Origin of the sequence: Microcella alkaliphila (assembly GCF_002355395.1) — a bacterium.
Classification (GTDB): domain Bacteria; phylum Actinomycetota; class Actinomycetes; order Actinomycetales; family Microbacteriaceae; genus Microcella; species Microcella alkaliphila_A.
Window position 1 is genome coordinate 1,289,165 of sequence record NZ_AP017315.1, and the last position, 25,804, is coordinate 1,314,968.

Below are 25,804 nucleotides of genomic sequence, written 5' to 3' on the forward strand. Positions count from 1 at the left end.
AGAAGAGGTCGCGCGTGTCAGGTCGCATTCCGCCGGTACTGCGCCCCGAGCATCCTCGCCCCCGACCGCTCGACGCGCTCGCGCGCGACGTGTCGGGCATCGAGGTCCGCGGCGAGCTCGCCGGGGTGTCCGTCACGGGCATCACGCTGTCGACCAGCGACCTGCACGCCGGCGACCTGTACGTGGGGGTGCGCGGGCAGCACCGACACGGCGCCGAGTTCGCGGCCGACGTGATCGCCCAGGGCGCCGTCGCCGTCCTCACCGACGACGAGGGCGCCGCCCTCGTCGGCGACGCGAGCGTTCCCGTTCTCGTGGTCGAGCATCCTCGCAGCCGCCTCGGTGAGCTGAGCGCCTGGGTGTACGAGACCGCCGACAACCCGGCCGTGCTCTACGGCATCACCGGCACTAACGGAAAGACGTCGAGCGTGTACCTCATGAAGGGCATGCTGACGCAGCTCGGCGAGACGGCCGGGCTCACCTCCACGGCCGAGCGTCAGATCGGTGAGCTGACCGTCGTGAGCCGCCTGACGACCCCCGAGGCGACCGAAATGCACGCGCTGCTCGCCCGCATGCGCGAGGCAGGCGTCACCTCGGTCGCCGTGGAGGTCAGCGCGCAGGCCCTCAGCCGCCACCGTGTCGACGGCATCGTGCACGACGTCGCCGGCTTCACAAATCTCAGCCACGACCACCTCGACGACTACGCCGACATGGAGGAGTACTTCGCGGCGAAGCTGCCGCTTTTCCAGCCCGACCGGGCGAAGCGGGCCGTGGTCTGCCTCGACTCGCCCTGGGGCGAGCGGGTCGTCGCATCGGCCAGCATCCCGACCGTGACGATCACCTCACGCGACGACATCGAGGCCGACTGGCGTGTCATCGTCACCGAGGAGACACCGCAGTACACGACCTTCACCCTCACGGCGAATGACGGGCGGATGCTCGCCACGAGCATCCCGATCATTGGTCGCCACATGGCGGCGAACGCCGGCCTCGTCATCGTCATGCTGCTCGAGGGCGGGCACGACTTCGCGCGCCTCAGCGAGGTGCTCGCGACCGGCGTGGACGCCTACCTGCCCGGCCGCACCGAGCGCGTGTCGGGCGACCGTGGGCCGACCGTCTACGTCGACTTCGGCCACAGCGCCGACGCGTTTGAGAACACCCTCGCGGCCGTTCGGCGGCTCACGACGGGTCGCACCATCATGGTGTTCGGCGCCGACGGCGACCGCGACGCGACCAAGCGCCACGAGATGGCGCGGGTCGCCGCAGAGGGCTGCGACGTTCTCGTCATCACCGACCACCACCCGCGCTTCGAAGACCCCGCGTCGATTCGCGCGACGCTCCTGGAGGGCGCGGCCCTCGCCGAGAACCAGCCGGACGAAATCCACGAGGTGAGCCCGCCCGAGCAAGCCATCCGGGTCGCCGTGAACCTCGCGCGCGAGGGCGACTCGATCCTGTGGGCTGGCCCCGGGCATCAGGACTACCGCGACATCGAGGGCGTGCGCACCCCGTACTCGGCGCGCGATGAGGCCCGTGCCGCTCTTCGCGAGGCGGGGTGGGCGTGATGGCGCTGATGGTCGACGACATCATCGTGTCGCGCGCCGGCACCCTCGTGCACGTGCGCCACGGCGATAAGCGTGCAGAGGTGCTCATCGACGCGCTCGGCGAGACGGCCGTCGATTCCGCCATTCAGGCGATGGATGCACGCCTCGCCGCCGGCGCGACGCTCGCCGACGCGCTCGGCGCGGCCACGAGCATCCGCGATGTTCCTCGTCGGTGCGCGCGCATCGCCGCACCCGGCGAGCTGCTCGTCCTGGACGATCGTGATGCCGTGACGGCAGCCGAGGTGCGCCGCTCACTGCAGGTGCTGGCGGGCCTCACCCGCGGCACGTCCGCCCGCTCCTTCGCGGTCGTCGGTGAGCTCGACACGGAACCCGCCGACTGGTTTGAGGCGCACGACGCGCTCGGCCGCATCGTGGTGCGTCTTGACGTCTCCCAGCTCGTCGTGATCGGCCACGGTGCGCGTCACCTGCACAACGCGGCGGGGCTCGAGGGGTCGTGGGATGGGGAGTCGCTCCTCGTCGACACGGTCGATGAGGCCTACGCTGGCCTTCGTGACAGAGTTCGCGCCGGAGACATCGTGCTTGTGACCGGGGGAGGGCGCACCGACCTCGGCCCGCTCGTCGACCGGCTGATCGGAGCCGCCGCGTGATCGCCCTACTGTTTTCCGGCGCATTCGCGCTCGCCTTCACCCTGTTGACGACCCCGTTGTTCGTGCGCCTGTTCAAGCGCATCGAGTGGGGTCAGTTCATTCGCGAGGATGGGCCGCAGACCCACCACACGAAGCGCGGCACACCCACGATGGGCGGCATCATCGTCGTGCTCGGCGCTGGCCTCGGCTACGTCTTCGGGCACCTCGTTGCCGGTGAGCCGTTCACGCTGAGTGGGCTACTCGTGCTGGGCATCTTCGTGGGACTCGCCGTCGTCGGCTTCATTGACGACTACTCCAAGGTGCGCAACCAGCGCAGCCTCGGCCTGGGCGGCTGGGCGAAGATCGCCGGACAGGTCATCGTCGCCACCGCCTTCGCCCTCGTCGCCATCAACTTCCCCGACCGGCAGGGCCTGACCCCCGCGTCGACACAGATCTCCGCCGTGCGCGACATCGCGTGGCTCGACTTCGCCACCTTCGGCTCGATCGGCGCGATGATTCTCTTCGCCATCTGGGTGAACATCATCGTCGTCAGCACGTCGAACGCGGTCAACGTCGCCGATGGGCTCGACGGGCTGGCCACCGGCGCCTCGATCCTGTCGATCGTCGGCTACATCATCATCGCGTTCTGGCAGTTCAACCAATCGTGCTCGAACGCCGGGCTCGACCCCGCTGTCGCGTTCAAGTGCTACGACGTGCGCGACTCCCTCGACCTCGCGATCGTCGCCGCCGCGATCGCCGCGAGTCTCATCGGGTTCCTCTGGTGGAACACCTCTCCCGCCCAGATCTTCTTGGGAGACACCGGCTCGCTCGCCATCGGCGGCGCGCTGGCCGCTCTCGCGATCCTCACCCACACGCAGCTCCTGCTGATCCTGATGGGCGGCCTGTTCCTCATCGTCACCGGATCGGTGATCGTGCAGCGCGCCTACTTCAAGATCACGGGCGGCAAACGCATCTTCCTCATGAGCCCGCTACACCACCACTTCGAGCTGAAGGGTTGGGCCGAGGTCACCGTCGTCGTGCGGTTCTGGCTCATCGGCGGCCTCTTCGTCGCCGTCGGCGTGGGGCTGTTCTACCTCGAATGGATTAGCGCCTGATGGCCGCGCCGCTCGACGAGTTGACGAGCTGGCGCGCCGACTGGCAGGGGTTACGTGTCGTCGTGCTTGGCCTCGGCGTCACCGGCTTCGCCGCCGCCGACACCCTCGCCGAACTCGGAGCCCGCGTGACGGTCGCCGCGCGCACGCCCGATGCCGAGCGGGCGCGCATCCTGCCGGTCATCGGCGTCGACCTGGTCGAACTCACTGGCGACGACGCGAGCGACGGGGATGCCGTGCTCGCCCTCGACGCGGAGCTCGCGATCGTCTCGCCCGGCTTCCGCCCCGATCAGCCGCTGATCCGCGCCATCCAGGATGCGGGCATCCCGATCTGGGGCGATATCGAGCTGGCGTGGCGGGTGCGCGACAAGGTGGAGCCCGCCGCCGAGTGGATTCTCATCACCGGCACGAACGGCAAGACCACGACGACGCAGCTCACCGCGACGATGCTCCGTGAAGGAGGCCTGCGCGCGGCCCCCTGCGGCAACATCGGGGTGCCGGTGCTTGATGCGGTGCGCGACCCCGCGGGCTTCGACGTACTCGTCGTCGAGCTGTCGAGCTTCCAGCTGCACTGGGGGCCGACCGCCGGGCCTGGCGCGCTCGTGCCGCTCGCGACCACGTGCTTGAACCTCGCCGAAGACCACTACGACTGGCACGGATCGGCAGGCGCCTACCGTGACGCGAAGGCGAAGGTGTACGAGAACACGCGCGTCGCCTGCGTCTACAACCGCCGCGACGAGGCGACCATGCGAATGGTCGAGGAGGCCGACGTCATCGAAGGGTGCCGCGCAATCGGCTTCGGCTCAGACACGCCGGGGCCGAGCGACATCGGCGTTGTCGACGACCTGCTCGTCGACCGCGCGTTCCTTGCCGAGCGGCACACGAGCGCCCTGGAATTGGCATCGCTCGCCGACCTGGCGCAGGCGGGACTGCAGACCCCGCACGGGCTGGCCAACGCCCTCGCGGCAGCCGCCCTCGCCCGAGCGGCGGGGGTCGAGCCAGCCGCCGTGCGCGACGGCCTGCGCGCCTTCCGCGTCGACGCGCACCGCACCGAAGTCGTCGCTGCGGCCGGCGACATCGTCTGGGTCGACGACTCGAAGGCGACGAACGCGCACGCCGCCGCCTCCGCGCTGGCCGCCTACCGCTCGGTCGTCTGGATCGCCGGCGGGCTCGCGAAGGGCGTCGACCTGGCACCCCTCGTCGCTGCCCACGTTGATCGCCTGCGCGCGGCCGTGCTCATCGGGGATGATCGCTCAGCGCTGCGGGAGGCGTTCTCCCGACACGCCCCCCACTTGACGGTGCTCGAGGTGACGGCCGGGGAGACTGACGGGGTGATGCCGGAAGCCGTCCGGCTCGCAGCCCAGGTCGCCGAAGCGGGCGACACGGTGCTGCTGGCCCCGGCCGCGGCATCCATGGACCAGTTCACCGACTATGCCGACCGCGGACGACGCTTCGCCGAGGCGGTCCGACGTCACACGGAGGGAGGACCGGATGACGAGCATCCGACCCCCTCGTCCGACGCCCGCTGAGCCGGCCGGGCGGCCTCCCGTGGCCGTTGTCGCCGTGCGCAAGCTGTTCGGCACCGACAACGGCGACGCGATCCTGCTGCTCGGCGTGACGATCTTCCTCGTGCTGTTCGGGCTCGTCATGGTGCTGTCCGCCTCGTTCGTGATCTCGGGCAGCGGTGGAAACGGCGACTTCTTCGGCATCTTCCTGCGCCAGGGCCTGTTCGCTCTCGTCGGCATTCCCGTCATGCTGATGGTCGGCCGACTGCCCGCCATCTTCTGGCGACGCTGGGCGCGGCACTTCGTCATCCTGGGGGTGGGACTGCAAGCCCTGGTCGTCTTCACGCCCCTGGGGTATGAATACGGCGGTAACCGCAACTGGCTCTACATCGGCGGCTTCACGGCGCAACCCTCCGAGTTCTTGAAGCTCGCGCTGGCGGTGTGGCTCGCGGCGGTGCTCGCCGACAAAGCCGATGGCCTGCGCAGCTGGCACGACGTGATCTTCCCGGCTCTGCCGCTGTCGTTCTTCAGCATCGGCATGGTGCTGATCGGTGACGATCTCGGCACCGCGGGCGTGATGCTCGCGATGGTGTTGGGCGCGCTGTACTTCGCCGGCGCGCCTCTCGGCAAGCTCGTCGTCCTCATCTCGGGCATCGCCGCCGCGGCCATCGCGTTCGCGTTCTCGAGCCCGTCACGCTCCAGCCGCATCACGGTGTGGATCGACGGCTGCCGGCCGGAAGACTACGAGGGCGTCTGCTGGCAGGTCGTCCACGGCACGTGGGCGCTTGGCTCCGGCGGCCTGTTCGGCGTCGGGCTTGGCAACTCATCGGCCAAATGGTCGTGGTTGCCGCACGCCGAGAGCGACTTCATCTTCGCCATCATCGGCGAGGAGCTCGGCCTCGTCGGCGCGCTCGTCGTGCTCGCTGTCTTCGTCGCGCTCGCGATTGCCTTCGTGCGCCTCGTGCGCACCCAGGCCGACCCCTTCCGACGCATCGCCATCGGAGCGATCATGACGTGGCTCGTCGTGCAGTCGTTCGTCAACATCGCGGTGGTGCTCGGCATGCTGCCCGTCCTCGGTGTGCCGCTGCCCTTCATCTCAGCCGGTGGCTCCTCGCTCGTCGCCACCCTGCTTGCCGTGGGTGTCGTCCTGTCGCTCGCGCGCAACGCACCGCTCACGGAGGCTGCACGGTGACATCCGTTCTGCTCGCCGGCGGAGGTACCGCCGGCCACGTCAACCCGTTGCTCGCCGTCGCCGACGCGTGGCTCGCCGACGATCCCGAGGTGACGATCAGTGTGCTCGGCACGGCAGAGGGGCTCGAGGCGCGCCTCGTACCCGCCCGCGGCTACGAGTTGCTGACGATCCCGCGCGTACCCTTTCCGCGGCGGCCGAACGGAGCCGCCGTGCGGTTCCCCTCCCGCTTCCGCGATGCCGTGCGCCGCACGCGGCAGATCCTGCGTGAGCGCGAGATCGACGTCGTCGTGGGATTCGGGGGGTACGCCGCTGCGCCTGCGTATGTCGCCGCCCGCGCGGAGCGCATCCCCTTCGTCGTGCACGAGGCCAATGCCCGCCCCGGCATCGCGAACAGGCTCGGGGCGTGGCTCGGGGGAGTGGTTGCGACGACCTTTCCGGGAACACCGCTGCGTCGGGCAACGATCGTCGGTATGCCGCTGCGCGCGGAGATCGTGACACTCGATCGGCGCGCTGAGCGCCCCCGCGCTCTCGCGACGTTCGGACTCGATGCGGGCCGTCCCGTGCTGCTCGTGACGGGAGGCTCGACGGGCGCCAAGCGTCTGAACGAGACGGTGTCCGCATCGATCGTGCCGCTGCTCGGCGCTGGCTGGCAGGTGTTGCACATCACCGGCACGGGCCGCGGAGGCACCGACCCCGGGCTCGAGGGCTACCGCGTGATCGAGTACTGCGACGACATGCACCTCGCGCTCGCGGCTGCCGACCTCGTGGTGTGCCGCTCGGGGGCCGCGACCGTGACGGAGCTCGCGGCGGTGGGACTCGCCTCCGTGCTCGTGCCGTATCCGGTCGGCAACGGCGAGCAGAAGTTGAATGCCGCCGAGCTCATCGAGGTGGGCGCGGCGATCCTCGTCGATGACGCAGCCTTCACGCCCGAGTGGGTCACGAATACCCTCATCCCGCTGCTGGTCGGGCGTGCCGAGATCGCCCGCATGACGGCCGCAGCGGCCACGGTCGCGCGCCCCGACGCCGCCCTCGCGCTCGTGGGCCTCGCACGCGAAGCTGTCGCGGCAAAGCGCGTAGGGTGATGGCCGATGATCGCACCTGACCTCGACCTCGTTCTGCCCGAAGAACTCGGTTCCCTGCACTTCGTCGGCATCGGCGGCAGCGGCATGAGCGGCATCGCCCGCATGATGCACGCTCGTGGCCATCGAGTGACCGGCAGCGACCGCGCCGAGTCGCCGACGGTCGAGGCCCTGCGTCGCGAGGGGATCCCGGTCGCGATCGGGCATGACGCTGCCCACATCGACGGTGCCGAGGCACTCGTCGTCACCGGGGCACTGTGGCAAGACAACCCCGAGTATGTGGCGGCACTCGAGCGGGGTATCCCCGTTTTACACCGCGCAAACGCGCTCGCGTGGCTGGTGCGTGGCGAGCGGCTCGTCGCGGTCGCGGGCGCGCACGGCAAGTCGACGTCGACCGGCATGGCCGTCGAAGCTCTGCGGCACCTCGGCCACGATCCGTCCTTCGTGAACGGAGCGGTCATCCAGTCGGCGGGCACCTCGTCGGCCTGGGGCGAAGGCGAGCTGTTCGTGATCGAGGCCGACGAGTCAGACGGTTCGTTCCTGCTCTACGACACGGCGATCGCGCTCATCACCAACATCGACTCCGATCACCTCGACCACTACGGCAGTGCCGCTGGTCTCGAGGACGCGTTCTTTCGCTTCGCCTCCCGGGTGCGGGACACGGTCGTGCTGTCCGCCGATGATGAGGCCACCCGCCGCCTCGCTGGCCGGATGCACGCTGACCGTGCCTCCGGACACCCCGGCCCGCGGGTGGTTACCTTCGGCGAAGCGGCCGACGCTGACGTGCGTCTGACGGAGATCGGCGCGGAGGGCCCGGTCAGCTTCACGGTCGAGCGGGGCGGCATCTCCGCGTCCGGTCGCCTCGCGGTGCCGGGCCGCCACAACGCTGTGAACGCTACGGGCGTGGTTGCCCTCCTGAGCGTGCTCGATGTGCCGCTCGCCGCTGCCGTCGCCGCCCTGGACGGGTTCGCCGGCACGCAGCGCCGCTTCGAGAGCCACGGTGAGGCGGACGGCGTGCGCCTCTACGACGACTATGCTCACCACCCGGCCGAGGTCGCCGCGGCTCTGCAGACCGCACGCAGTGTGGTGGGCGCGGGGCGTGTCATCGCGGTGCACCAGCCTCACCTGTACAGCCGCACGCAGGCCATGGCGAGCGAGTTCGCCGCCGTCTACGAGCTCGCTGCCGACCACACGGTGGTGCTCGACGTGTACGGCGCGCGCGAAGACCCGATCCCCGGTGTGACCGGAGCGCTCGTCGCCGACGCGTTCGACGACGACGCGCACGTGTCGTACTGCCCCGACTGGGACGACGCCGCCCGCCGCGTCGCCGAGATCGCCGAGCCCGGCGACATCGTCATGACTCTCAGTTGCGGTGACGTGTACCGCATCATCCCGCAGCTGCGGGATGCGCTGGATGGCCGGATACGGCCGTGAAACGACCCGAGGGCATCGCTGGTCCTCCACCGCCACCCGGGCGACCCCCCGCTCGCCCGAGTTCCGCTCCGCCGGTGGCTGACACGCCGGAGGCGACCCGCCAGGCGCCGAGACCGTCGGAGCCCAGCGCGCGCGAGCTCCGGCGCTCCGCTGCCCGAGCCCGCCGCGAGGCTCGAGCACTGGAACGGCAGGCCGGCCGCGACCGGCGTCGCGCCGAGCGCGGCGAGGTGCGGCGCTTCACCCGCCACTCGCGCCGCCGGCGTGCCGTGGTCATCGGCATCGTCACCTCGTTCAGCGCCCTGCTCGCCGGGGTCATCGCGGTCACCTTCAGCCCGCTCATGTCTCTGACAACAATCGACGTCACCGGTACGCAGCGGCTCGATGCCGCCGAGGTCACCGCAGCACTCGACGAGCACCTCGGCACGCCGCTTGCCTTTGTCGCCGACTCTGCGATCGGGGACGACTTGGCGCAGTTCGCACTGATCCGGTCATACTCGACCGAGATCGTGCCGCCCAACACCCTCATCGTCCGTATCGTCGAGCGCGCTCCGATCGGCGCCGTGGAGGCGCCGGCCGGTCTCGAGCTGGTGGATGCGGCCGGGGTCGTTGTCGAGACGGTCGATGCTGTCCCTGAGGGGCTGCCGCTCATCGAGCTGGCGAGTGGGGAGGCGGGGGAGCGGGCGTTCGCATCCGTCGCTGACGTGCTGATCAGCATCCCCCGGGAGGTCGCGGCCCGGGTCGAGACGGTGACAGCGACGACGCGGGACGACGTGACATTCGAGTTGCGCGGGAGCGGCCACGTGGTGATGTGGGGCGATGCGGAGCGCTCGGCGCAGAAAGCGCGCGTGCTCGATGCCGCGATGGCGGCGACCGATCAGGGCACGCGGTGGGTGTATGACGTGTCGGCGCCCGACAGCCTCGTCGTGCGCGACGCGAACGGATGACACGACACGCGCGCAGCCTGAGCCGCCGGAGGGGGCAACGGTCGTACCGTTCGTGGTGATCAGCAGTTGAGAATACCTTACACCTCAGGTAGAGGTTGAAGGTTAAACGGAGGCCGACGTGACCACGAACCAGAACTACCTCGCCGTCATCAAAGTGGTTGGCATCGGCGGCGGCGGCGTCAACGCCGTCAACCGCATGATCGAACTCGGATTGCGCGGGGTCGAATTCATCGCCATCAACACGGATGCGCAGGCGTTGCTCATGAGCGACGCCGACGTCAAACTCGACGTCGGTCGCGAACTCACCCGAGGCCTCGGCGCCGGGGCCGACCCCGAGGTCGGGCGCCGGGCCGCCGAAGACCACGCGGAGGAGATCGAGGAAGCGCTCGCGGGCGCTGACATGGTCTTCGTCACCGCGGGCGAGGGCGGCGGCACCGGAACCGGCGGCGCGCCCGTCGTGGCCCGCATCGCCAAGTCGATCGGCGCCCTCACGATCGGTGTCGTGACAAAGCCGTTCTCCTTCGAGGGAAAGCGCCGGCAGGCGCAGGCCGAAGACGGCGTCGGCTCGCTGAAGAACGAGGTCGACACCCTGATCGTCGTGCCGAACGATCGGCTGCTCGAGATCAGCGACCGCGGCATCAGCATGCTCGAGGCCTTCGCGACCGCCGACCAGGTGTTGCTCGCCGGTGTGCAGGGCATCACCGACCTCATCACGACTCCCGGCCTCATCAACCTCGACTTCGCCGACGTCAAGAGCGTCATGCAGGGCGCGGGGAGCGCCCTCATGGGCATCGGGTCGAGCAGGGGAGCCGACCGGGCGATCAAGGCCGCCGAACTCGCTGTCGCGAGCCCGCTCCTCGAGGCGAGCATCGACGGAGCACACGGCGTGCTGCTGTCGATCCAGGGTGGATCGAACCTCGGAATCTTCGAGATCAACGACGCGGCCCGCCTCGTGCAAGAGGCCGTGCATCCCGAGGCCAATATCATTTTCGGCGCCGTGATCGACGACACGCTCGGCGACGAGGTGCGCGTGACCGTCATCGCCGCCGGGTTCGACGGCGGTGAGCCCCAGGCGATTCGCACCGATCGGCGCTCCAGCTTCCTGGCGGCCGAGGGGAGCGAGTCGGAGGCCCCGCAGGCCGGAATGGATGAGACCGGCGAGACGTGGACCCCGGGCGATCCGCTCGGCGCCACGGCCCCGATCGATCCGCTCGACGCGGCCGCCGTCGAGGTCGACGACGATCTCGACGTGCCCGAATTCCTGCGTTAGTCACCGTGGACACGCCGGGGGAGCTGGCGCGGCGCGTCGAGAACGTGATGGGTCGCGTCGCCGATGCGTGTCGCGATGCGGACCGTCGCCCCGATGACGTCACGGTGATCGCCGTCACCAAGTTCCACCCCGCGTCGCTCATTCGCCAGCTCGTTCGCCTCGGCATCCATCACGTCGGCGAGAACCGGCACCAGGATGCGGCCCCGAAGGCCGCGGAGCTCGCCGACGAGCCTCTGACGTGGCACTTCGTCGGGCAGCTGCAGTCGAACAAGGCGCGCGCCGTGCTCGGGTACTCCCGCATCATTCACTCGGTCGACCGCTCGTCGCTGGTCTCCGCGTTGGCGAAGGCTGACACGCCGTGCGAGGTGTTCCTCGAGGTGAACCTCACCGACGATCCCGCCCGGGGCGGTGTGGCGCCCGACGCGCTGGAAGCGCTGGCCGAGAGCGTGCTCGAGCGTCCGACGCTGCGACTCGCGGGCGTTATGGCCGTCGCCCCGATCGATGAGGTTCCGCGCGCGGCGTTCGCGCGGTTGCGGCTGCTGTCCGAGCGGGTGCGCCGCATCGCTCCGGATGCCCGAGCGATTTCTGCAGGGATGTCCGGCGACTTCCCGGACGCGATCGCCGAGGGCGCGACACACCTTCGCATCGGCACCGCAATCACCGGCAAACGGCCGCTCGCCCCCTAACCTCGTGAACACACGGACGACGAAGGATCAGTCATGAGCAACCCGCTGCGCAAGACCATGGTGTACCTCGGCCTCGCCGACGAAGAGGCGCGCTACGAGGACGCCCCGATGACCCCGGCGCCGGCGCCCGCCTCGCCCGCCGCCGCTCCGACCGCCAGCGCGCCCCAAAAGGCGCCCGTGACCCCGCTGCGCCGTGCCGCCTCGTCGCGTCCCGCCGCGGCAACCCCCGACATGAACGAAATCCTCACCGTCCACCCCCGTCACTACAAAGACGCCGCGGTCATTGCCGAGAGCTTCCGCGAGGGCATCCCCGTCATCATCAACCTGACGCAGATGACCGAGTCGGAGGCGCGTCGACTGGTCGACTTCGCGAGCGGACTCTCGCAGGGCCTGTACGGGAAGATCGAGCGCGTCACGGCGAAAGTGTTCCTGCTGTCGCCCGCGCACGTGGCGGTCAGCGGCGAGTCGGCCGAGCCTGACAGCGACGTCGACGCGTCATTCGTCGCCCGCGACTGACACCGCTTCTCAGCGACACCTGAGACACTAGAGACGTGCAACTGCTTGTCACGATCGTTCTCAGCGTTCTCTACTTCGCGCTCCTGATCGTCTTCATCGCGCTGTGGGCGCGGTTCATCATCGACTGGGTGCAGGTGTTGAATCGCGGATGGCGCCCGCGCGGTCCCATGGTGGTCGTCGCTGAACTCAGCTACACGATCACCGACCCGCCGATTCGCACGGTACGCAAGGTTGTTCCGCCGCTGCGGCTCGGCAGTATCCAGCTGGATTTGGCGTTCATGATCGTCTTGTTCGTCGTCTGGATTCTGATGAATCTCGTACGCCCCTGACAAACTGTTCACCGGGCGCCCAGCCGGATGTACGCTGAATGTCGCAGATGTGACGGGTGTGACGCTCTGTTGCTAGCGTTACCCCACCGTTATTCAATTGCTCCAGAAAGTTCGAGGTGACGATCATGGCCCTGACGCCCGAAGACGTCGTCAACAAGCGTTTCCAGTCCACGAAGTTCCGGGAAGGCTACGACCAGGACGAGGTCGACGACTTCCTCGACGAGATCGTGGTCGAGCTGCGTCGCCTGAACCAAGAGAACGAAGAGCTTCGCCAGCGACTCGTCGCGGCCGACGCCCGCATCGCCGAGGCGCAGCGCAGCGCCGCCTCCGCTCCCGCGCCGGCTTCCGCCCCGGCTCCCGCCGTCGCATCGGCGCCGGCCGCGCCCGAGACGCTCGCCGCGCCCGTGGCCGCAGCACCCGCCGCAGAAGAGACGCAGAGCCAGGCCGACATCGAATCGACCAACACGGCCAACCTGCTGCAGCTTGCCCGCCGTCTGCACGAGGAGCACGTGCGCGAGGGCATGGCGAAGCGCGACGAGCTGATCGCCGAGGGCCAGGCGGAAGCCGATCGCGTTCTCTCCGAGAGCCGCGCCGAGGCCGAGCGCCTCGTCAGCGAGGCCGAGGGTCAGCAGCGCGCCGTCCTCGAGTCGCTCGCCGCCGAGAAGGCCACCCTCGAGCAGCAGGTCGAGCAGCTGCGCACGTTTGAGCGTGAATACCGTCAGCAGCTGCGCTCGTACATCGAGTCGCAGTTGGCCGACCTCGACGGCTCGGCGCAGCCCCAGGGCGGCAGCACGCCGTCCGGGTCGGTCGAGCAGCAGCCCGCGGGCCACGACGATCAGCCCGCGTGGGGCCAGCAGCCCGCCGAGCAGCCGTACGGCTCCGCTCCGGGTTCGGCACCCGCCTACGGCCAGCCCGGCTCCGCCCCGGCGTTCGGCCAGCCCGGCTCCGCGCCCGGCTCCGCGCCCGGCTCCGCGCCCGGCTCGGCTCCCGTGTACCCGGGTCAGCAGAACCCGCAGTACCCGGGCTACGGCAACTGAGCACCGCAGCATCCCGTCGGGGACGGGCGTCATCGTGACCGAGTCACGGTCGATGCCCGTCCCCGACGGCCGTTCCGGCGAGCGTGTCGACGTCGCCCTCTCCAAGCTGCTGGGTTTCTCCCGCACGCTGGCCGCCGAGATCGCCGACGCGTCAGGGGTCAGCCTCGATGGACGCACCGTCGGCAAGTCCGACCGGGTGTCGGCCGGCCAGTGGCTCGAGGTGACCTGGCAGCCGAAAGAAGAGCCGAGCATCCAGCCGGTCACCGTCGAGAACCTGCGCATCGTGCACGATGATGACGAACTCGTCGTTATCGACAAGCCGGTCGGGGTCGCCGCCCACCCGAGCGTCGGATGGGATGGCCCCACGGTGCTGGGTGCGCTCGCGGGGGCAGGATTCCGCATCGCCACGTCGGGGCCGACCGAGCGCGCGGGGATCGTGCACCGGTTGGATGCCGGCACGAGCGGGCTCATGGTCGTCGCGAAGTCCGAGAACGCCTACCGTGAGCTGAAACGCCAGTTCCACGACCGGGAGGTCGGAAAGATCTACCACGCGGTCGTGCAGGGGCACCCCGATCCGTTCTCCGGCACCATCGATGCCCCGATCGGCCGGCATCCCGGCTCGGCGTGGAAGTTCGCCGTCGTCGCGGGTGGCAAGCCTTCGGTCACCCACTACGACACGCTCGAAGCGTTCCCGGCCGCAACGCTCCTGGAGGTGCACCTCGAGACGGGGCGCACGCACCAGATCCGCGTGCACATGGCCGCCCAGCGGCACCCCTGCGTGGGCGACGCGATGTACGGCGCCGACCCGACGCTGAGCGCAAAGCTCGGGCTCACGCGCCAATGGCTGCACGCGATGCGGCTCGCGATCACCCATCCGGGAAGCGGCGAGCGCGTCGAATTCGCGTCGGTGTACCCCGATGACCTGCAGCACGCGCTCGACGTGCTCCGCGCATCCTGAGGCGATGGGTTAACGTCGCTGCATGACCCGCCACTCCCGTGCGTCCAGACGGAAGTGCCGAAACCGAACGCCGTCCAGCTCGATGGAACCGGCCGGACGAAATCCGAGGCGGGCGATTGCCCGAGTGGGATCAGACCGACTGAGCGGCAACGCGATGCTGATCACGGTCAGCCCAAGGACGTACACACCGGCGTTGAGCATATGAGTGGCGACGGCGAGACCCGTACCCCAGTGAGCGGGGTCGAGGACGAGGCCGAAATCCGCTCCTGTCTCTTCGAGCTGGAATCCACCCCAGCCGACGAAGTCGCCGTCGACCCACACTGCCTACGGCCCATAGCCGTTCGTCGACCATGGGGCGTCTTTCGCGGCCGCCCAGGCCCGAGCACTGTCGGCCGTGAATGGCTCGCCGGTGAGCGGCATGTGTCGCGCGTTGCGCGGTTCATTGACGCGGGCGAGCAGTGTGTCGATTGGCACGTCAGGGAGGCGTCCCAGAGTGATGCGTGGCGACGACGTGTGGTGATCCTACGGCGCGGACGATGGTGCTCAGTTGCGAACTCAGGGCGCCACGACAGACACGCGAGCGCGCCGCCGGAGGGACGGCGACCGCGACCTAGACTGGGGGTCCCCAAGCCGTCGACGGAGGTTTCATGAGCGCCGACTCGTTCGTTCACCTGCATGTGCACAGCGAGTACTCCATGCTCGACGGGGCAGCGCGCGTCAAGCCGTTGATCGAGGAGGCGGTGGCCCAGGGCATGCCCGCCATCGCGGTCACCGACCACGGCAACATGTTCGGCGCCTTCGACTTTTGGCGCACCGCCACCGAGGCCGGCATCAAGCCCATCATCGGCACAGAGGCCTACCTCACGCCCGGCACGCACCGCACCGACAAGACCCGCGTGAAGTGGGGCGGCGGCGGCGAAGACGACGTGTCGGGTGCCGGCGCTTACACGCACATCACGATGGTTGCGCAGTCGACGACGGGCCTGCACAACCTCTTCCGAATGTCGTCGCTCGCCTCCATCGAGGGCTACTACTTCAAGCCCCGCATGGACCGCGAACTACTCAGCCGCTACAGCGAGGGCGTGATCGCGACGACCGGATGCCCGAGCGGCGAGGTGCAGACGCGCCTGCGGCTCGGCCAGTACGACAAGGCGGTCGAAGCCGCAGCCGAGTTTCGCGACATCTTCGGCAAAGAGAACTACTTCGCCGAGATCATGGACCACGGCCTCGGCATCGAGCGCCGCATCATGAGTGACCTGATTCGCCTCGCGAAAGAGCTGGACCTGCCGCTCGTTGCCACCAACGACCTGCACTACACGCACCCCGGCGACGCCAGCTCGCACGCGGCGCTCCTGTGCGTGCAGTCGGGCTCGACCCTCGACGACCCGAACCGCTTCAAGTTCGACGCCGACGAGTTCTACCTCAAGTCGGCCCGCGAGATGCGCGAGCTGTTCCGCGATCACCCTGAAGCATGTGACAACACTCTGCTCATCGCCGAGCGCGTCGATACCCAGTTCGACACCAACGCCAACTACATGCCGCGCTTCCCCGTCCCCGAGGGCGAGACGGAGGACAGCTGGTTCATCAAGGAGGTCTGGGCCGGGCTGGAACGCCGGTACCCGAACGGCATCAGTGACCGGGTGAAGGCTCAGGCCGAGTATGAGATCGGCGTCATCACCCAGATGGGCTTCTCGGGGTACTTCCTCGTCGTCGCCGACTTCATCAACTGGTCGAAAGACAACGGCATTCGCGTGGGCCCCGGCCGCGGTTCCGGTGCCGGCTCGATGGCCGCCTACGCCATGCGCATCACCGATCTCGACCCCCTCGAGCACGGACTCATCTTCGAGCGCTTCCTCAACCCCGACCGCGTCTCGATGCCCGACTTCGACGTCGACTTCGACGACCGTCGCCGCGGCGAGGTGATCCGCTACGTCACCGAGAAGTACGGCGACGAGCGCGTCGCCCAGATCGTCACCTACGGCACGATCAAGGCCAAGCAGGCGCTGAAGGACTCGTCTCGCGTGCTCGGCTTCCCCTTCGGCATGGGGGAGAAGCTCACGAAGGCGATGCCGCCGTCCGTTATGGGCAAAGACATGCCCCTGTCGGGCATGTACGACAAGGACCACCCGCGCTACAAGGAGGCGAACGACTTCCGCGCGGTGATCGACACCGATCCGGATGCCCGGCGCGTCTTCGACACGGCGCTCGGGCTCGAGAATCTGAAGCGCCAGTGGGGCGTGCACGCGGCCGGCGTCATCATGTCGAGCGAGCCGCTCATCGACATCATCCCGATCATGAAGCGCGAGCAGGACGGCCAGATCGTCACGCAGTTCGACTACCCCGCGTGCGAATCGCTTGGGCTGATCAAGATGGACTTCCTGGGGCTGCGTAACCTCACCATCATCGATGACGCGCTCGACAACATCCGCGCGAACCGGGGCACCGAGCTGGTTCTCGAAGACCTGACACTCGATGACCCCGCCGCGTATGAACTGTTGGCCCGCGGCGACACACTCGGGGTCTTCCAGCTCGATGGCGGCCCCATGCGCTCGCTCTTGCGCATGATGAAGCCCGACAACTTCGAAGACATCTCCGCCGTGCTCGCGCTGTACCGTCCGGGGCCGATGGGTGCCGACAGCCACACCAACTACGCACTGCGCAAGAACGGCCGTCAGCCGATCACGCCCATCCATCCCGAGCTGGCCGAGCCGCTCGAAGAGGTGCTCGGCACGACCTACGGCCTCATCGTCTACCAAGAGCAGGTGATGGCGATCGCCCAGAAGCTCGCCGGCTACACACTCGCCCAAGCCGACCTGTTGCGCCGCGCCATGGGCAAGAAGAAGAAGTCCGAGCTCGACAAGCAGTACGAGGGCTTCCAGGCGGGCATGGCCGCGAACGGCTACTCGCCCGAGGCGACGAAGACGTTGTGGGACATCCTCCTGCCCTTCTCGGACTACGCGTTCAACAAGGCGCACTCGGCCGCCTACGGTGTCGTGTCCTACTGGACCGCCTACCTGAAGGCGCACTACCCGGCCGAGTACATGGCTGCCCTACTGACGAGCGTCGGCGACTCGAAAGACAAGATGGCGGTGTACCTGAACGAGTGCCGCCGCATGGGCATCACCGTTCTGCCGCCCGACGTCAACGAGTCCATCGAGTACTTCGCCGCCGTCGGCGACGACATCCGTTTCGGGCTCGGCGCCGTGCGCAACGTCGGCCACAACGTCGTCGAGGGCATCCGTCAGGCTCGCGACGAGAAGGGCCGCTTCACGGGCTTCCACGACTTTCTGAAGAAGGTGCCGACGCCGGTTGCGAACAAGCGCGCGATCGAGTCGCTCATCAAGGCTGGTGCGTTCGACTCCCTCGGCGACACGCGCCGCGCCCTGATGGAGATCCACGAGGGGGCGGTCGAGGCGGCCGTCAAAGAGAAGCGGGCGGAAGACAAGGGCGACATCGGCTTCGACTTCGACAGCCTGTTCGACGAGGGGGAGGCGACGGCCGCCACCGTCCCGGCACGGCCGGAGTGGGCGAAGAAAGACAAGCTGGCCTTCGAGCGCGAGATGCTCGGCCTGTACGTCTCCGACCATCCGCTCGCGGGACTCGAGAGCGCGTTGGCCAAGCACGCCGGCGTCGGCATCGCGGAGCTCAACGACAACCCTCCCGACGACGGCGAGAAGGTCACTGTCGCGGGGCTGATCACGAGCGTCCAGCACCGCGTCGCCCGACAGTCAGGCAACCCCTACGGGATGATCACGCTGGAAGACTTCGGCGGGGAGCTCACCGTCATGTTCCTCGGCAAGTCGTACCAAGAGTTCGCCCAGGGTCTCGTTGCCGACACCATCGTGGTCGTCACGGGTCGCGTCAACCACCGCGACGACGGCATCACGCTGCAGGCCAACTTGCTGCGCACGCCCGACTTCGGGGTGAGCACCGATTCCGGTCCGATCGTGCTGTCGGTGCGGGAACAGCGCGCGACCGTCGACGTCGTCGCCGAGCTCGATGCCGTGCTGAATCGTCACCGCGGCGACACCGAGGTGAGGCTGCGCCTCGTGCGCGACGACACCGCGCGCGTCTTCGAGCTGCCCCACCGCATCGACACGACCGCCGGATTCTTCGGCGAGGTAAAGAGCCTGCTCGGCCCGCGCGCGCTCGCCTAACGCAGCGGAGCGCCGAGGGCGCGGTACGCGCGCTCGTGGTAGGTCAGCGGCTCGTCGGGGGCTCCGAGTGCGCCCTCGGTGATCTGCACGGCAATCATGGCGTTGTCGGCAACGGGCGTGCGGGCGACGATCCGTCCAACCATCCACGCGGGCACGTCGCGAATGATCGGCAACCCGTGCGGCCCTGGCTCCCAGTGGTCGCCGTCGAATCGCTTGGCGTTGTCACCGGCCAGGATCTGCGCCACACCGAACTGCCGCTCGCCGAGGATGTGAATCGCGACGTACTCCGTCTGCTCAATCGCGGGCCAACTGCTTGCCGTCCGCGCCATGTTGAAGGTTGCGAGCGGCGGGGTCGCGGCGAGGGAGGCGAGAGACGTGGCGGTGAATCCGACCGGGCGACCCTCCGGGGTCACGGCGGTGATGATCGCCACCCCCGCCGCGTGGCGTCGAAACGCTTGCGCGAACGCGTCGAAGCCGGATGCATCGGGAGCTTGGGGAGTGGTCACGTCGTCAGTCAACCGTATTGCCGCCCGGGTATTCCCGAGGCGGCCGCTCAGTACGATGGGGGAGCCATGATCCAGACCATTGACCTGCGCGGTCGTCGCCTTACGGACGCCGAGCTGCTGACCCTCGTTCCGCGGTCCGCATCGAGCGTCGCCTCCGCCGTCGACGCGGTGGACGCGATCATCGCCGACGTCCGTCAGCGCGGCGCGGACGCGCTGCTCGAGCAGGCCGAGCGCTTCGATCGGGTCCGTCCCACGAGCATTCGAGTGTCGGCCGACGACATCGCGCGCGCCGAGCGTGAACTCGACCCCGCCGTCCGCTCGGCGCTGCTCACTGCGATCGATCGCGTTCGGCGCGGCACGGCGGCGCAGGTTCCTCCGGAGGTGCGCACCGAGATCGCCCCCGGGGCAACGATCGTTCAGCGCTGGCGCCCCGTCGACCGCGTTGGGCTGTATGTGCCCGGCGGCAAGGCGGTCTACCCGTCGAGCGTCGTGATGAACGTCCTGGCTGCCCAGGGCGCGGGCGTCGCCTCGATCGCCCTCGCCTCCCCACCGCAGGAAGCGTTCGGCGGCTCCGTGCATCCCACGATCCTCGCGGCCGCGTCGCTGCTCGGTATCGACGAGGTGTACGCGATGGGCGGTGCGGGCGCGATCGGCGCACTCGCCTACGGCGTTCCCGGTGTCGGCCTCGAGCCGGTTCAGGTCATCACGGGCCCCGGCAACCTTTTTGTGGCGACCGCCAAGCGCGCGGTCACCGGCGTCGTCGGCATCGACTCGGAGGCCGGCCCCACCGAGATTCTCATCATCGCCGACGAGACGGCGCGGGCCGACCTCGTCGTGGCCGACCTGCTCAGCCAGGCCGAACACGATGAGCTGGCAAGCGCCGTGCTCGTGACGACGAGCTCATCGCTTGCCGACGCCGTCGCGGCCGCCCTGCCCGCCGCCGCGGACGCGACCCCGCACGCTGACCGCGTCACGACGGCCCTGCAGGGCCAGCAGTCGGCGATCGTCATCGTCGACGATCTCGCCGTCGCGTGCCGGTTCTCTGACGCGTACGCGCCCGAACACCTCGAGCTGCACGTGGCAGACCCCCACGCGCTTCTACCCGCGCTCAGCCACGCGGGTGCCATCTTCGTCGGCGCTCACACACCCGTAAGCCTGGGTGACTACGCCGCGGGGTCGAACCATGTCCTCCCGACCGGCGGCCAGGCGCGGTTCTCGGCAGGACTCGGCGCCTACACGTTCCTGCGCGCCCAGCAGGTGGTCGAGTACACCCGCGGTGCCCTGCGCGCCGTCGCTGACGACGTTGTGGCGCTTGCCCACGCGGAAGAGCTGCCTGCGCACGGTGCCGCGATCACCGCGCGCTTCTCGGGGCCCGACGCCACGCTCGACTAGGCTCACACACCATGCACTGCCCCTTCTGCCGGTACTCCGACAGCCGCGTCGTCGACTCCCGCACGAGCGATGACGGGCTTGCGATTCGCCGCCGCCGGCAGTGCCCCGAGTGCGGTCGCCGCTTCTCCACCACCGAGACCGCGTCACTGTCGGTCGTCAAGCGCTCGGGTGTCGCCGAGCCCTTCTCCCGCGACAAGATCGTCGCGGGGGTGCGCAAGGCGTGCCAGGGGCGCCCGGTCACCGACGGCGACCTCGCCCAGCTCGCTCAGCGCGTCGAGGAGAACCTCCGCGCGACCGGCGCCTCCCAGCTCGACGCCAACGACATCGGCCTGGCGATCCTGCCGGAGCTGCGCCAGCTCGACGAGGTCGCCTACCTGCGCTTTGCGAGCGTGTACCAGGCGTTCGACAACCTCGACGACTTCGAGGCGGCGATCGCCCAACTGCGCAGCGAAGACGCCGGTCGAGCGACGAACGCCGACTGATGGGCGCGTACGACGTTCTCTTCCGCTCCGTCCTCAGTCGCATGGACCCGGAGCGCGCCCACCACCTGGCCGCGGGCGTCATCCGCGCCATCCCGCGCCTCGGCCTGACCCGCCTAGTGCGCGTTGCAACCCGTCCGCCGGCATCGCTCGCCGTCGACACGCTGGGCCTGCACTTCGAATCGCCGTGGGGAATGGCGGCCGGCTTCGACAAAGACGCCGAGCTGATTCGCGGACTCTGGGCGCTCGGCTTCGGCCACGTCGAGGTGGGGACCGTCACGGCGATCCCGCAGGACGGAAACCCGAAGCCGCGACTGTTCCGCCTGATCGCCGACCGCGCGGTGATCAATCGGATGGGCTTCAACAACAGGGGAGCGGCGGCGGCCGCTGGCCGTGTCGAGCGTGAGCGGGCGCGCCGCGAGCGTCCCATCATCGGTGCCAACATCGGTAAGTCCCGTGTCGTCGAGGTCGCCGACGCGATTGACGATTACCGGCAGAGCGCGCGGCTCATGGCGCCGGTCGCCGACTATCTGGCGGTGAACGTGTCGTCGCCGAATACTCCGGGGCTTCGTGGCCTCCAAGAGGACGGACTGCTCGGCCCGCTCCTGGATGCCGTGCTTGAGGAGGCGGGAACCACTCCCGTTCTCGTCAAGATCGCCCCCGATCTCGACGACGAAGCCGTCGAGGGCGTCGCGCGGCTCGCCGTCGCGAAGGGCCTCGCCGGCATCATCGCGACCAACACCACGATTCGCCGTGACGGTCTCGTCAGCGACCCGCAGCGTGTGGAAGCGGCCGGTGCCGGCGGTCTCAGCGGCGCCCCGGTGCGCGCGCGCTCACGTGAGGTGCTGCGCGTCATTCGTGCGGCCGTGCCCGCCGACTACTGCGTCATCTCGGTCGGTGGCATCGAGACCGCCGACGACGCGCGCGAGCGGCTCGAGGCGGGCGCCACGCTCATCCAGGGATACACAGGCTTCCTGTACCGCGGGCCGGGCTGGGCGCGCCAGATCCTGCGGGGCCTTGCCCGCGCATCCGCCCGCCCGACCAGCTGATATGTGGCTGATTCCTGTCAAGTGGCAGGGGAAAGAGCGCCCGGAGTGATCATGCTCCGGGCGCTCTTTCGTGTGGTCGGCGCGGGCGGTGTGGGTGTCGTGCGTGTCGTGGGCGACGCGCGGTCAGACTGATATGCGCGGGTTGGTTACCGCAGGACGTGCTGTTCGGCTGGAGCGGTTCCGCTTGTCTAGGATCGAGCGTCGCCTGCCCTTCGGGCGGGCTGCTCATAGCTGTTCCGCGGGTCGCTCCTCGCGCTGCCGTCACCTGCCGTCTGAACCGACCGGTCAGGGGGCCCAGGTCAGTCGGGCATCACGGCCAAGGACCAGCACCAGCCGGCGAGCTCGCGGGCGATGGCGACGTTCGCGATCGTGGGCCGCTTCTTGCGTGCGGTGAAGTGCTGCCATTTCTGATGCAGGCGCCGGTTGCCGTCGTCGCCGCGGGACGCTGCAAGGCTGGGCGCGGCAGCCCACCGGGCCTGCATCACCGCTCCGGGACGATAGGGCTTGCGGTGATGCCAGGCCGCTTCCACCAGCAGGCGGCGGGCGTGAGTGTTGCCGGTCTTGGTGATCGAGCCTTGCGAGCGGGACTGTCCGGAGGAGTGCTCTGAGGGCACCAGCCCGACGAACGCTCCGATGCTGGATCCGGTGAAGCGCTCCCAGTTGCCGATCTCGACCGCGAGGCCGAACCCGGTCAAGGTCGAGATCCCACGCAAGCACCCCAGGCGTCGCACCACGGGCGCGTAGGTGCTGGCCGCGGCCATCTGCTCGATGATCGCGTCGAGTCGGTCTTTGCGGGCGCGCACCTGCTGCACTGCTTCGTAGTCGGCATCGAACGCAGCCTGCAGTCCGGGATGGTCGAACCTCTGCCGACGCAGCCAGGCATCATGCGCGCCGGTCCACGCCTGCTTGCCGTCATAAATGATCCCGTGGCGCAACAGCAGCTTCGAGAGCCGATGCCGTGCAGCCATCAGCTCACCCCGATTGTCCTCCCGGGCTCGCACCAAGTCGCGGGCGGTTTCCTGCTCGATCGTGGGCACGGCAACCGCGACGATCTCACCCAGTCGCAGCAGTCTTGCCAAATGCATCGCGTCCCTGGCGTCGGTCTTGACTCGATCCCCGACCGGGCGCTGCAACTTCGACGGCGCCGCCACGAAGCACTCGATGCCTGCGGCGGTGAACAACCGGGCCAAAGCGAACCCGGTCGGCCCGGCCTCATAGGTCACCGCCGCCGGCTGGGGCAGCGACCGCACCCACTCCACAACTGCTGCGGGGTCGTAGCCGAAACGGTGACGGATCACTTCCCCGGTGTCCTCATCGATTGCGCATCCCACGACGCTACGGGCGTGCACGTCCAGACCGACGCTCGTACGCTGGATTCTCAACTGGGGCCTCCATTCGCCTGGTGGATAGGCCAGCCCTCGACAGCTGGCAACCCACGAATACGCGAATCGAGGTCCCAGCCTCAAGAACCAGACCGAAGACCCATATCGTCTAGACCGGGTACTCGCCGCGCTTGACCTGCGGCTTCGGCAGCCGCAGCACGCGCAGCTGCAGCGCGCGCATGCCGGCGTACCAGCCGACGCCCTTCTCGACCTTGTCCTCGCCGAACTTCTTGCGCAGGCGGCGCTTGACGAGATAGCCGAGCAGGATGCTGTCGATGATCGCAATGAGGAAGAAACCCCACAGCGAAATGATCGCGATGAACTGCGCGTCAACGCTCGGCAGGAACGTGGCGATGATCACGAGGAACATCACCGGGATCATGAACTCGCCGAAGCTCGTGCGCGCGTCCACGTAGTCGCGCACATAGCGCCGCTGCGGACCGCGGTCGCGCTGGGGAAGGTAGCGCTCCTCGCCGCGGGCGAGCCCCTCGCGGGCACGCTCGCGCGCCTCGGCCATGCGCTGACGGTTCTCGACGCGAGCGCGCTTGCGGTCGTCAGGAACGAGCGGGCGCTTGCGTGCCGCCTCGCGCTCCTTCCGCGTCGGCGTCGGGCGACCCTTCTTGCCGGTCGATGCTGCCTCCGCCTCGGCAAGGGCGTCAGCGGACGCCTGCTCGGCGGCGCTCGGGGTGCTGCTGGCGTCGTTCCTGCGGGCCACGGCGGCTCGTCCTTCCGTTGAATCCAAGACCACTAGGGTACCGGCATGACCCGTGACGACCGGCCCGCCCCGACCGCCCCCACGACCCTCGCCGCACTCGCCGATGCCGTGCGCGACCGGATGCCGCAGACGATCGCCGAGCTGTCGGAGCTCGTGCGCATCCCCTCGGTGTCCTGGGACGGTTTCGATCCGGCCCACGTTGCCGCCTCCGCTGAGGCCGTCGCCCAGCTGCTCCGGGGGCTCGGGGTGTTCGACCGCGTCGACGTCGTCAGCGCTCCGATTCCCGGCACCGACCACACCGGGCAGCCCGCCGTGCTCGCCCGGCGCGAGCCTGAGACCGGCCGGCCGACGGTGCTGCTGTACGCCCACCACGACGTGCAGCCCCCGGGCGATGACGCCCTGTGGCAGTCGCCGCCGTTCGAGCCGACCGTGCGCGGCGACCGCCTGTACGGGCGCGGCGCCGCCGACGACAAGGCCGGCGTGATCGCCCATGTCGCCGCGATTCGCGCCCTGATCGACACGGTCGGCGATCCCGACGTCGGCATCGTCGTCTTCGTCGAGGGGGAGGAGGAGTTCGGTTCGCGGTCCTTCCGCGCCCTCCTGGACGCCCACCGTGAGACGCTCGCCGCCGACGTGATCGTTGTCGCTGACAGCGACAACTGGACGACCGAGATCCCCTCGCTCACGATCGGGCTGCGCGGCAACGCCGCTTTCACGCTCACCATCTCGACGCTCGCGCACGCGTCGCATTCCGGGATGCTCGGGGGAGCGGCGCCGGACGCCATGCTCGCCGCGGTGCGCCTGCTTGCCACCCTCCACGACGAGGATGGCTCGGTCGCCGTCGCTGGCCTGACGACCCATGAGCAGGAGGTGCCTGCCGACGACCTCGAGCGCTTCCGTCACGAGGCGGGCCTGCTCGAGGGGGTCTCTCCGATCGGCCGCGGCGCACTGCTGCACCGCGTCTGGGCGCAGCCGGCGATCACGGTCACCGGTATTGACGCCCCGAGCGTGCAGAACGCGTCCAACACGCTGCAGCCGAGCGTCTCCGTGAAGATCAGTGCGCGGGTGGCGCCCGGTCAGAGCGCGGCCGAGGCTTTCGAGGCGATCCGGGATCACCTCCTCGCTCACGCGCCGTTTGGGGCGCACCTCGAGTTCGGCCATGTTGATCTCGGCAACCCGTTCCTCGTTGACACAAGTGGCTGGGGCGCGGATGAGGCGCTGCAGGCCATGCGTGATGCCTGGGGTGCCGAGCCGCAGTTGACTGGCGTCGGCGGCTCGATTCCGTTCATCGCCGACCTTGCCGAGGTGTTCCCCGACGCACACGTGCTGGTGACCGGTGTGGAAGACCCCGAATCGCGCGCGCACAGTCCGAACGAGTCGCTGCACCTGGGGGTGCTGCGCCGCGCCATCCTCACGGAGGCCGTGCTGCTCGCGCGGCTGTCCGAGCGCGCCCAGGCGACAGACGTACACTGAGTGCGCAGTCCCCACAGCTTCGGAGGAACACCATGACCGACACCGCAACCACGGCTCCCGCCCACGGCGTCACGCTCACCGACACGGCCGCCGAAAAGGTGGCATCGCTGCTTCACCAGGAGGGCCGTGACGACCTGCGGCTGCGCCTGGCCGTTCAGCCCGGGGGTTGCTCGGGGCTGATCTACCAGCTGTACTTCGATGAGCGCCTGCTCGACGGCGACGCGACACGCGAGTTTGGCGGCGTTGAAGTCGTCGTCGACAAGATGAGCGTGCCGTACCTCGAGGGCGCATCGATCGACTTCGAAGACACGATCCAGAAGCAGGGCTTCACGATCGACAACCCCAACGCGCAGGGTTCCTGCGCGTGCGGCGACAGTTTCCACTGACGCCGACGCGGCGAACGC

At 69.1% G+C, this 25,804-nt stretch carries 25 protein-coding genes; 20 read left to right on the plus strand and 5 right to left on the minus strand.

Annotation, left to right across the window (positions count from 1 at the left end):
• Positions 1-14: 14 nt before the first annotated feature.
• The 14 genes from CPY97_RS06330 (at position 15) to CPY97_RS06395 (ending at position 14,247) form a co-directional block, all read left to right on the plus strand.
• On the plus strand, positions 15-1,559 hold the full coding sequence (locus CPY97_RS06330; RefSeq protein ID WP_096421267.1) for a Mur ligase family protein: 1,545 nt from the start codon (positions 15-17) through the stop codon (positions 1,557-1,559).
• Positions 1,556-2,206 carry a hypothetical protein gene (locus CPY97_RS06335; protein WP_150129212.1) on the plus strand — a complete coding sequence of 217 codons (651 nt, stop codon included), beginning with the start codon at positions 1,556-1,558 and terminating at the stop codon, positions 2,204-2,206. Before CPY97_RS06330 ends, CPY97_RS06335 begins: the two co-directional genes overlap by 4 nt.
• Positions 2,203-3,300 (plus strand): phospho-N-acetylmuramoyl-pentapeptide-transferase, encoded by a 1,098-nt coding sequence (mraY, locus tag CPY97_RS06340; RefSeq protein WP_096421269.1) that lies wholly within the window; start codon positions 2,203-2,205, stop codon positions 3,298-3,300. The genes CPY97_RS06335 and mraY overlap by 4 nt, the downstream gene beginning before the upstream one ends.
• A complete protein-coding gene (gene murD / locus CPY97_RS06345) occupies positions 3,300-4,826 on the plus strand; it encodes a UDP-N-acetylmuramoyl-L-alanine--D-glutamate ligase (RefSeq protein WP_096421270.1) in 1,527 nt (508 codons plus the stop codon). Before mraY ends, murD begins: the two co-directional genes overlap by 1 nt.
• Positions 4,789-5,994: a putative lipid II flippase FtsW gene (ftsW, locus tag CPY97_RS06350; protein WP_096421271.1), complete on the plus strand. Its 1,206-nt coding sequence runs from the start codon at positions 4,789-4,791 to the stop codon at positions 5,992-5,994. The genes murD and ftsW overlap by 38 nt, the downstream gene beginning before the upstream one ends.
• Positions 5,991-7,076: a UDP-N-acetylglucosamine--N-acetylmuramyl-(pentapeptide) pyrophosphoryl-undecaprenol N-acetylglucosamine transferase gene (locus tag CPY97_RS06355; protein WP_096421272.1), complete on the plus strand. Its 1,086-nt coding sequence runs from the start codon at positions 5,991-5,993 to the stop codon at positions 7,074-7,076. The genes ftsW and CPY97_RS06355 overlap by 4 nt, the downstream gene beginning before the upstream one ends.
• A gap of 6 nt (positions 7,077-7,082) precedes the next feature.
• Entirely contained in the window at positions 7,083-8,507 is a 1,425-nt protein-coding gene (gene murC, locus CPY97_RS06360; protein WP_096421273.1) for a UDP-N-acetylmuramate--L-alanine ligase, read from the plus strand.
• A gap of 74 nt (positions 8,508-8,581) precedes the next feature.
• Complete coding sequence (locus CPY97_RS06365) at positions 8,582-9,451, plus strand: FtsQ-type POTRA domain-containing protein (RefSeq protein ID WP_096421274.1); 870 nt, start codon at positions 8,582-8,584, stop codon at positions 9,449-9,451.
• Positions 9,452-9,569: 118 nt separating this feature from the next.
• The gene (ftsZ, locus tag CPY97_RS06370) at positions 9,570-10,721 is read left to right on the plus strand and encodes a cell division protein FtsZ (protein ID WP_096421275.1); all 1,152 of its coding nucleotides are present in this window, start codon (positions 9,570-9,572) and stop codon (positions 10,719-10,721) included.
• A 5-nt stretch (positions 10,722-10,726) separates the two neighbouring features.
• Complete coding sequence (locus tag CPY97_RS06375) at positions 10,727-11,407, plus strand: YggS family pyridoxal phosphate-dependent enzyme (protein ID WP_269457845.1); 681 nt, start codon at positions 10,727-10,729, stop codon at positions 11,405-11,407.
• A 33-nt stretch (positions 11,408-11,440) separates the two neighbouring features.
• Positions 11,441-11,923 (plus strand): cell division protein SepF, encoded by a 483-nt coding sequence (locus tag CPY97_RS06380; RefSeq protein WP_096421276.1) that lies wholly within the window; start codon positions 11,441-11,443, stop codon positions 11,921-11,923.
• Between the two features lie 35 nt (positions 11,924-11,958).
• A complete protein-coding gene (locus tag CPY97_RS06385; protein WP_096421277.1) occupies positions 11,959-12,252 on the plus strand; it encodes a YggT family protein in 294 nt (97 codons plus the stop codon).
• A 125-nt stretch (positions 12,253-12,377) separates the two neighbouring features.
• A complete protein-coding gene (locus CPY97_RS06390) occupies positions 12,378-13,289 on the plus strand; it encodes a DivIVA domain-containing protein (protein WP_096421278.1) in 912 nt (303 codons plus the stop codon).
• Positions 13,290-13,341: 52 nt separating this feature from the next.
• Positions 13,342-14,247: an RluA family pseudouridine synthase gene (locus tag CPY97_RS06395; RefSeq protein ID WP_096421279.1), complete on the plus strand. Its 906-nt coding sequence runs from the start codon at positions 13,342-13,344 to the stop codon at positions 14,245-14,247.
• Between the two features lie 9 nt (positions 14,248-14,256).
• On the opposite strand, the gene CPY97_RS06400 is transcribed toward CPY97_RS06395, so the two are convergent.
• Positions 14,257-14,568: a hypothetical protein gene (locus tag CPY97_RS06400; protein ID WP_096421280.1), complete on the minus strand. Its 312-nt coding sequence runs from the start codon at positions 14,566-14,568 to the stop codon at positions 14,257-14,259.
• A 3-nt stretch (positions 14,569-14,571) separates the two neighbouring features.
• On the minus strand, positions 14,572-14,721 hold the full coding sequence (locus CPY97_RS13445) for a hypothetical protein (protein ID WP_161494091.1): 150 nt from the start codon (positions 14,719-14,721) through the stop codon (positions 14,572-14,574).
• A gap of 173 nt (positions 14,722-14,894) precedes the next feature.
• Here CPY97_RS13445 and dnaE point away from each other — a divergent pair, with 173 nt between their 5' ends.
• Positions 14,895-18,404 carry a DNA polymerase III subunit alpha gene (gene dnaE / locus CPY97_RS06405; RefSeq protein WP_096421281.1) on the plus strand — a complete coding sequence of 1,170 codons (3,510 nt, stop codon included), beginning with the start codon at positions 14,895-14,897 and terminating at the stop codon, positions 18,402-18,404.
• Here the strand turns inward: dnaE and CPY97_RS06410 are convergent.
• Positions 18,401-18,910: a flavin reductase family protein gene (locus CPY97_RS06410; protein WP_173826868.1), complete on the minus strand. Its 510-nt coding sequence runs from the start codon at positions 18,908-18,910 to the stop codon at positions 18,401-18,403. The genes dnaE and CPY97_RS06410 overlap by 4 nt on opposite strands.
• A gap of 66 nt (positions 18,911-18,976) precedes the next feature.
• On the opposite strand from CPY97_RS06410, the gene hisD reads away from it, so the two are divergent.
• Genes hisD through CPY97_RS06425 form a run of 3 tightly spaced genes read left to right on the plus strand, consistent with a single transcriptional unit; the run spans position 18,977 to position 21,830 of the window.
• The gene (gene hisD, locus CPY97_RS06415) at positions 18,977-20,302 is read left to right on the plus strand and encodes a histidinol dehydrogenase (protein ID WP_096421282.1); all 1,326 of its coding nucleotides are present in this window, start codon (positions 18,977-18,979) and stop codon (positions 20,300-20,302) included.
• A gap of 11 nt (positions 20,303-20,313) precedes the next feature.
• Entirely contained in the window at positions 20,314-20,784 is a 471-nt protein-coding gene (gene nrdR, locus CPY97_RS06420) for a transcriptional regulator NrdR (protein ID WP_096421283.1), read from the plus strand.
• Positions 20,784-21,830: a quinone-dependent dihydroorotate dehydrogenase gene (locus CPY97_RS06425; RefSeq protein WP_096421284.1), complete on the plus strand. Its 1,047-nt coding sequence runs from the start codon at positions 20,784-20,786 to the stop codon at positions 21,828-21,830. Before nrdR ends, CPY97_RS06425 begins: the two co-directional genes overlap by 1 nt.
• A 299-nt stretch (positions 21,831-22,129) precedes the next feature.
• Here the strand turns inward: CPY97_RS06425 and CPY97_RS06430 are convergent, their stop codons facing one another.
• Positions 22,130-23,212: an IS110 family transposase gene (locus CPY97_RS06430; protein WP_096420833.1), complete on the minus strand. Its 1,083-nt coding sequence runs from the start codon at positions 23,210-23,212 to the stop codon at positions 22,130-22,132.
• Positions 23,213-23,321: 109 nt separating this feature from the next.
• Positions 23,322-23,927, minus strand: coding sequence for a DUF3043 domain-containing protein (locus CPY97_RS06435; protein ID WP_096421285.1), 606 nt, complete (start codon positions 23,925-23,927; stop codon positions 23,322-23,324).
• 45 nt (positions 23,928-23,972) lie between these two features.
• Here CPY97_RS06435 and CPY97_RS06440 point away from each other — a divergent pair, with 45 nt between their 5' ends.
• On the plus strand, positions 23,973-25,400 hold the full coding sequence (locus tag CPY97_RS06440) for a dipeptidase (RefSeq protein WP_096421286.1): 1,428 nt from the start codon (positions 23,973-23,975) through the stop codon (positions 25,398-25,400).
• 32 nt (positions 25,401-25,432) lie between these two features.
• Entirely contained in the window at positions 25,433-25,786 is a 354-nt protein-coding gene (locus tag CPY97_RS06445) for a HesB/IscA family protein (RefSeq protein ID WP_096421287.1), read from the plus strand.
• The last annotated feature ends 18 nt before the right edge of the window (positions 25,787-25,804 follow it).

Excerpts from the sequence above, each read along its gene's own strand:
- nrdR (WP_096421283.1), top strand. The coding sequence starts at position 20,314 with ATGCACTGCCCCTTCTGCCGGTACTCCGACAGCCGCGTCGTCGACTCC.
- CPY97_RS06395 (WP_096421279.1), top strand. The coding sequence starts at position 13,342 with ATGCCCGTCCCCGACGGCCGTTCCGGCGAGCGTGTCGACGTCGCCCTC.
- CPY97_RS06445 (WP_096421287.1), top strand. The coding sequence starts at position 25,433 with ATGACCGACACCGCAACCACGGCTCCCGCCCACGGCGTCACGCTCACC.
- murD (WP_096421270.1), top strand. The coding sequence starts at position 3,300 with ATGGCCGCGCCGCTCGACGAGTTGACGAGCTGGCGCGCCGACTGGCAG.
- dnaE (WP_096421281.1), top strand. The coding sequence starts at position 14,895 with ATGAGCGCCGACTCGTTCGTTCACCTGCATGTGCACAGCGAGTACTCC.
- murC (WP_096421273.1), top strand. The coding sequence starts at position 7,083 with ATGATCGCACCTGACCTCGACCTCGTTCTGCCCGAAGAACTCGGTTCC.
- CPY97_RS06390 (WP_096421278.1), top strand. The coding sequence starts at position 12,378 with ATGGCCCTGACGCCCGAAGACGTCGTCAACAAGCGTTTCCAGTCCACG.
- CPY97_RS06425 (WP_096421284.1), top strand. The coding sequence starts at position 20,784 with ATGGGCGCGTACGACGTTCTCTTCCGCTCCGTCCTCAGTCGCATGGAC.
- CPY97_RS06380 (WP_096421276.1), top strand. The coding sequence starts at position 11,441 with ATGAGCAACCCGCTGCGCAAGACCATGGTGTACCTCGGCCTCGCCGAC.
- hisD (WP_096421282.1), top strand. The coding sequence starts at position 18,977 with ATGATCCAGACCATTGACCTGCGCGGTCGTCGCCTTACGGACGCCGAG.
- ftsW (WP_096421271.1), top strand. The coding sequence starts at position 4,789 with ATGACGAGCATCCGACCCCCTCGTCCGACGCCCGCTGAGCCGGCCGGG.
- CPY97_RS06440 (WP_096421286.1), top strand. The coding sequence starts at position 23,973 with ATGACCCGTGACGACCGGCCCGCCCCGACCGCCCCCACGACCCTCGCC.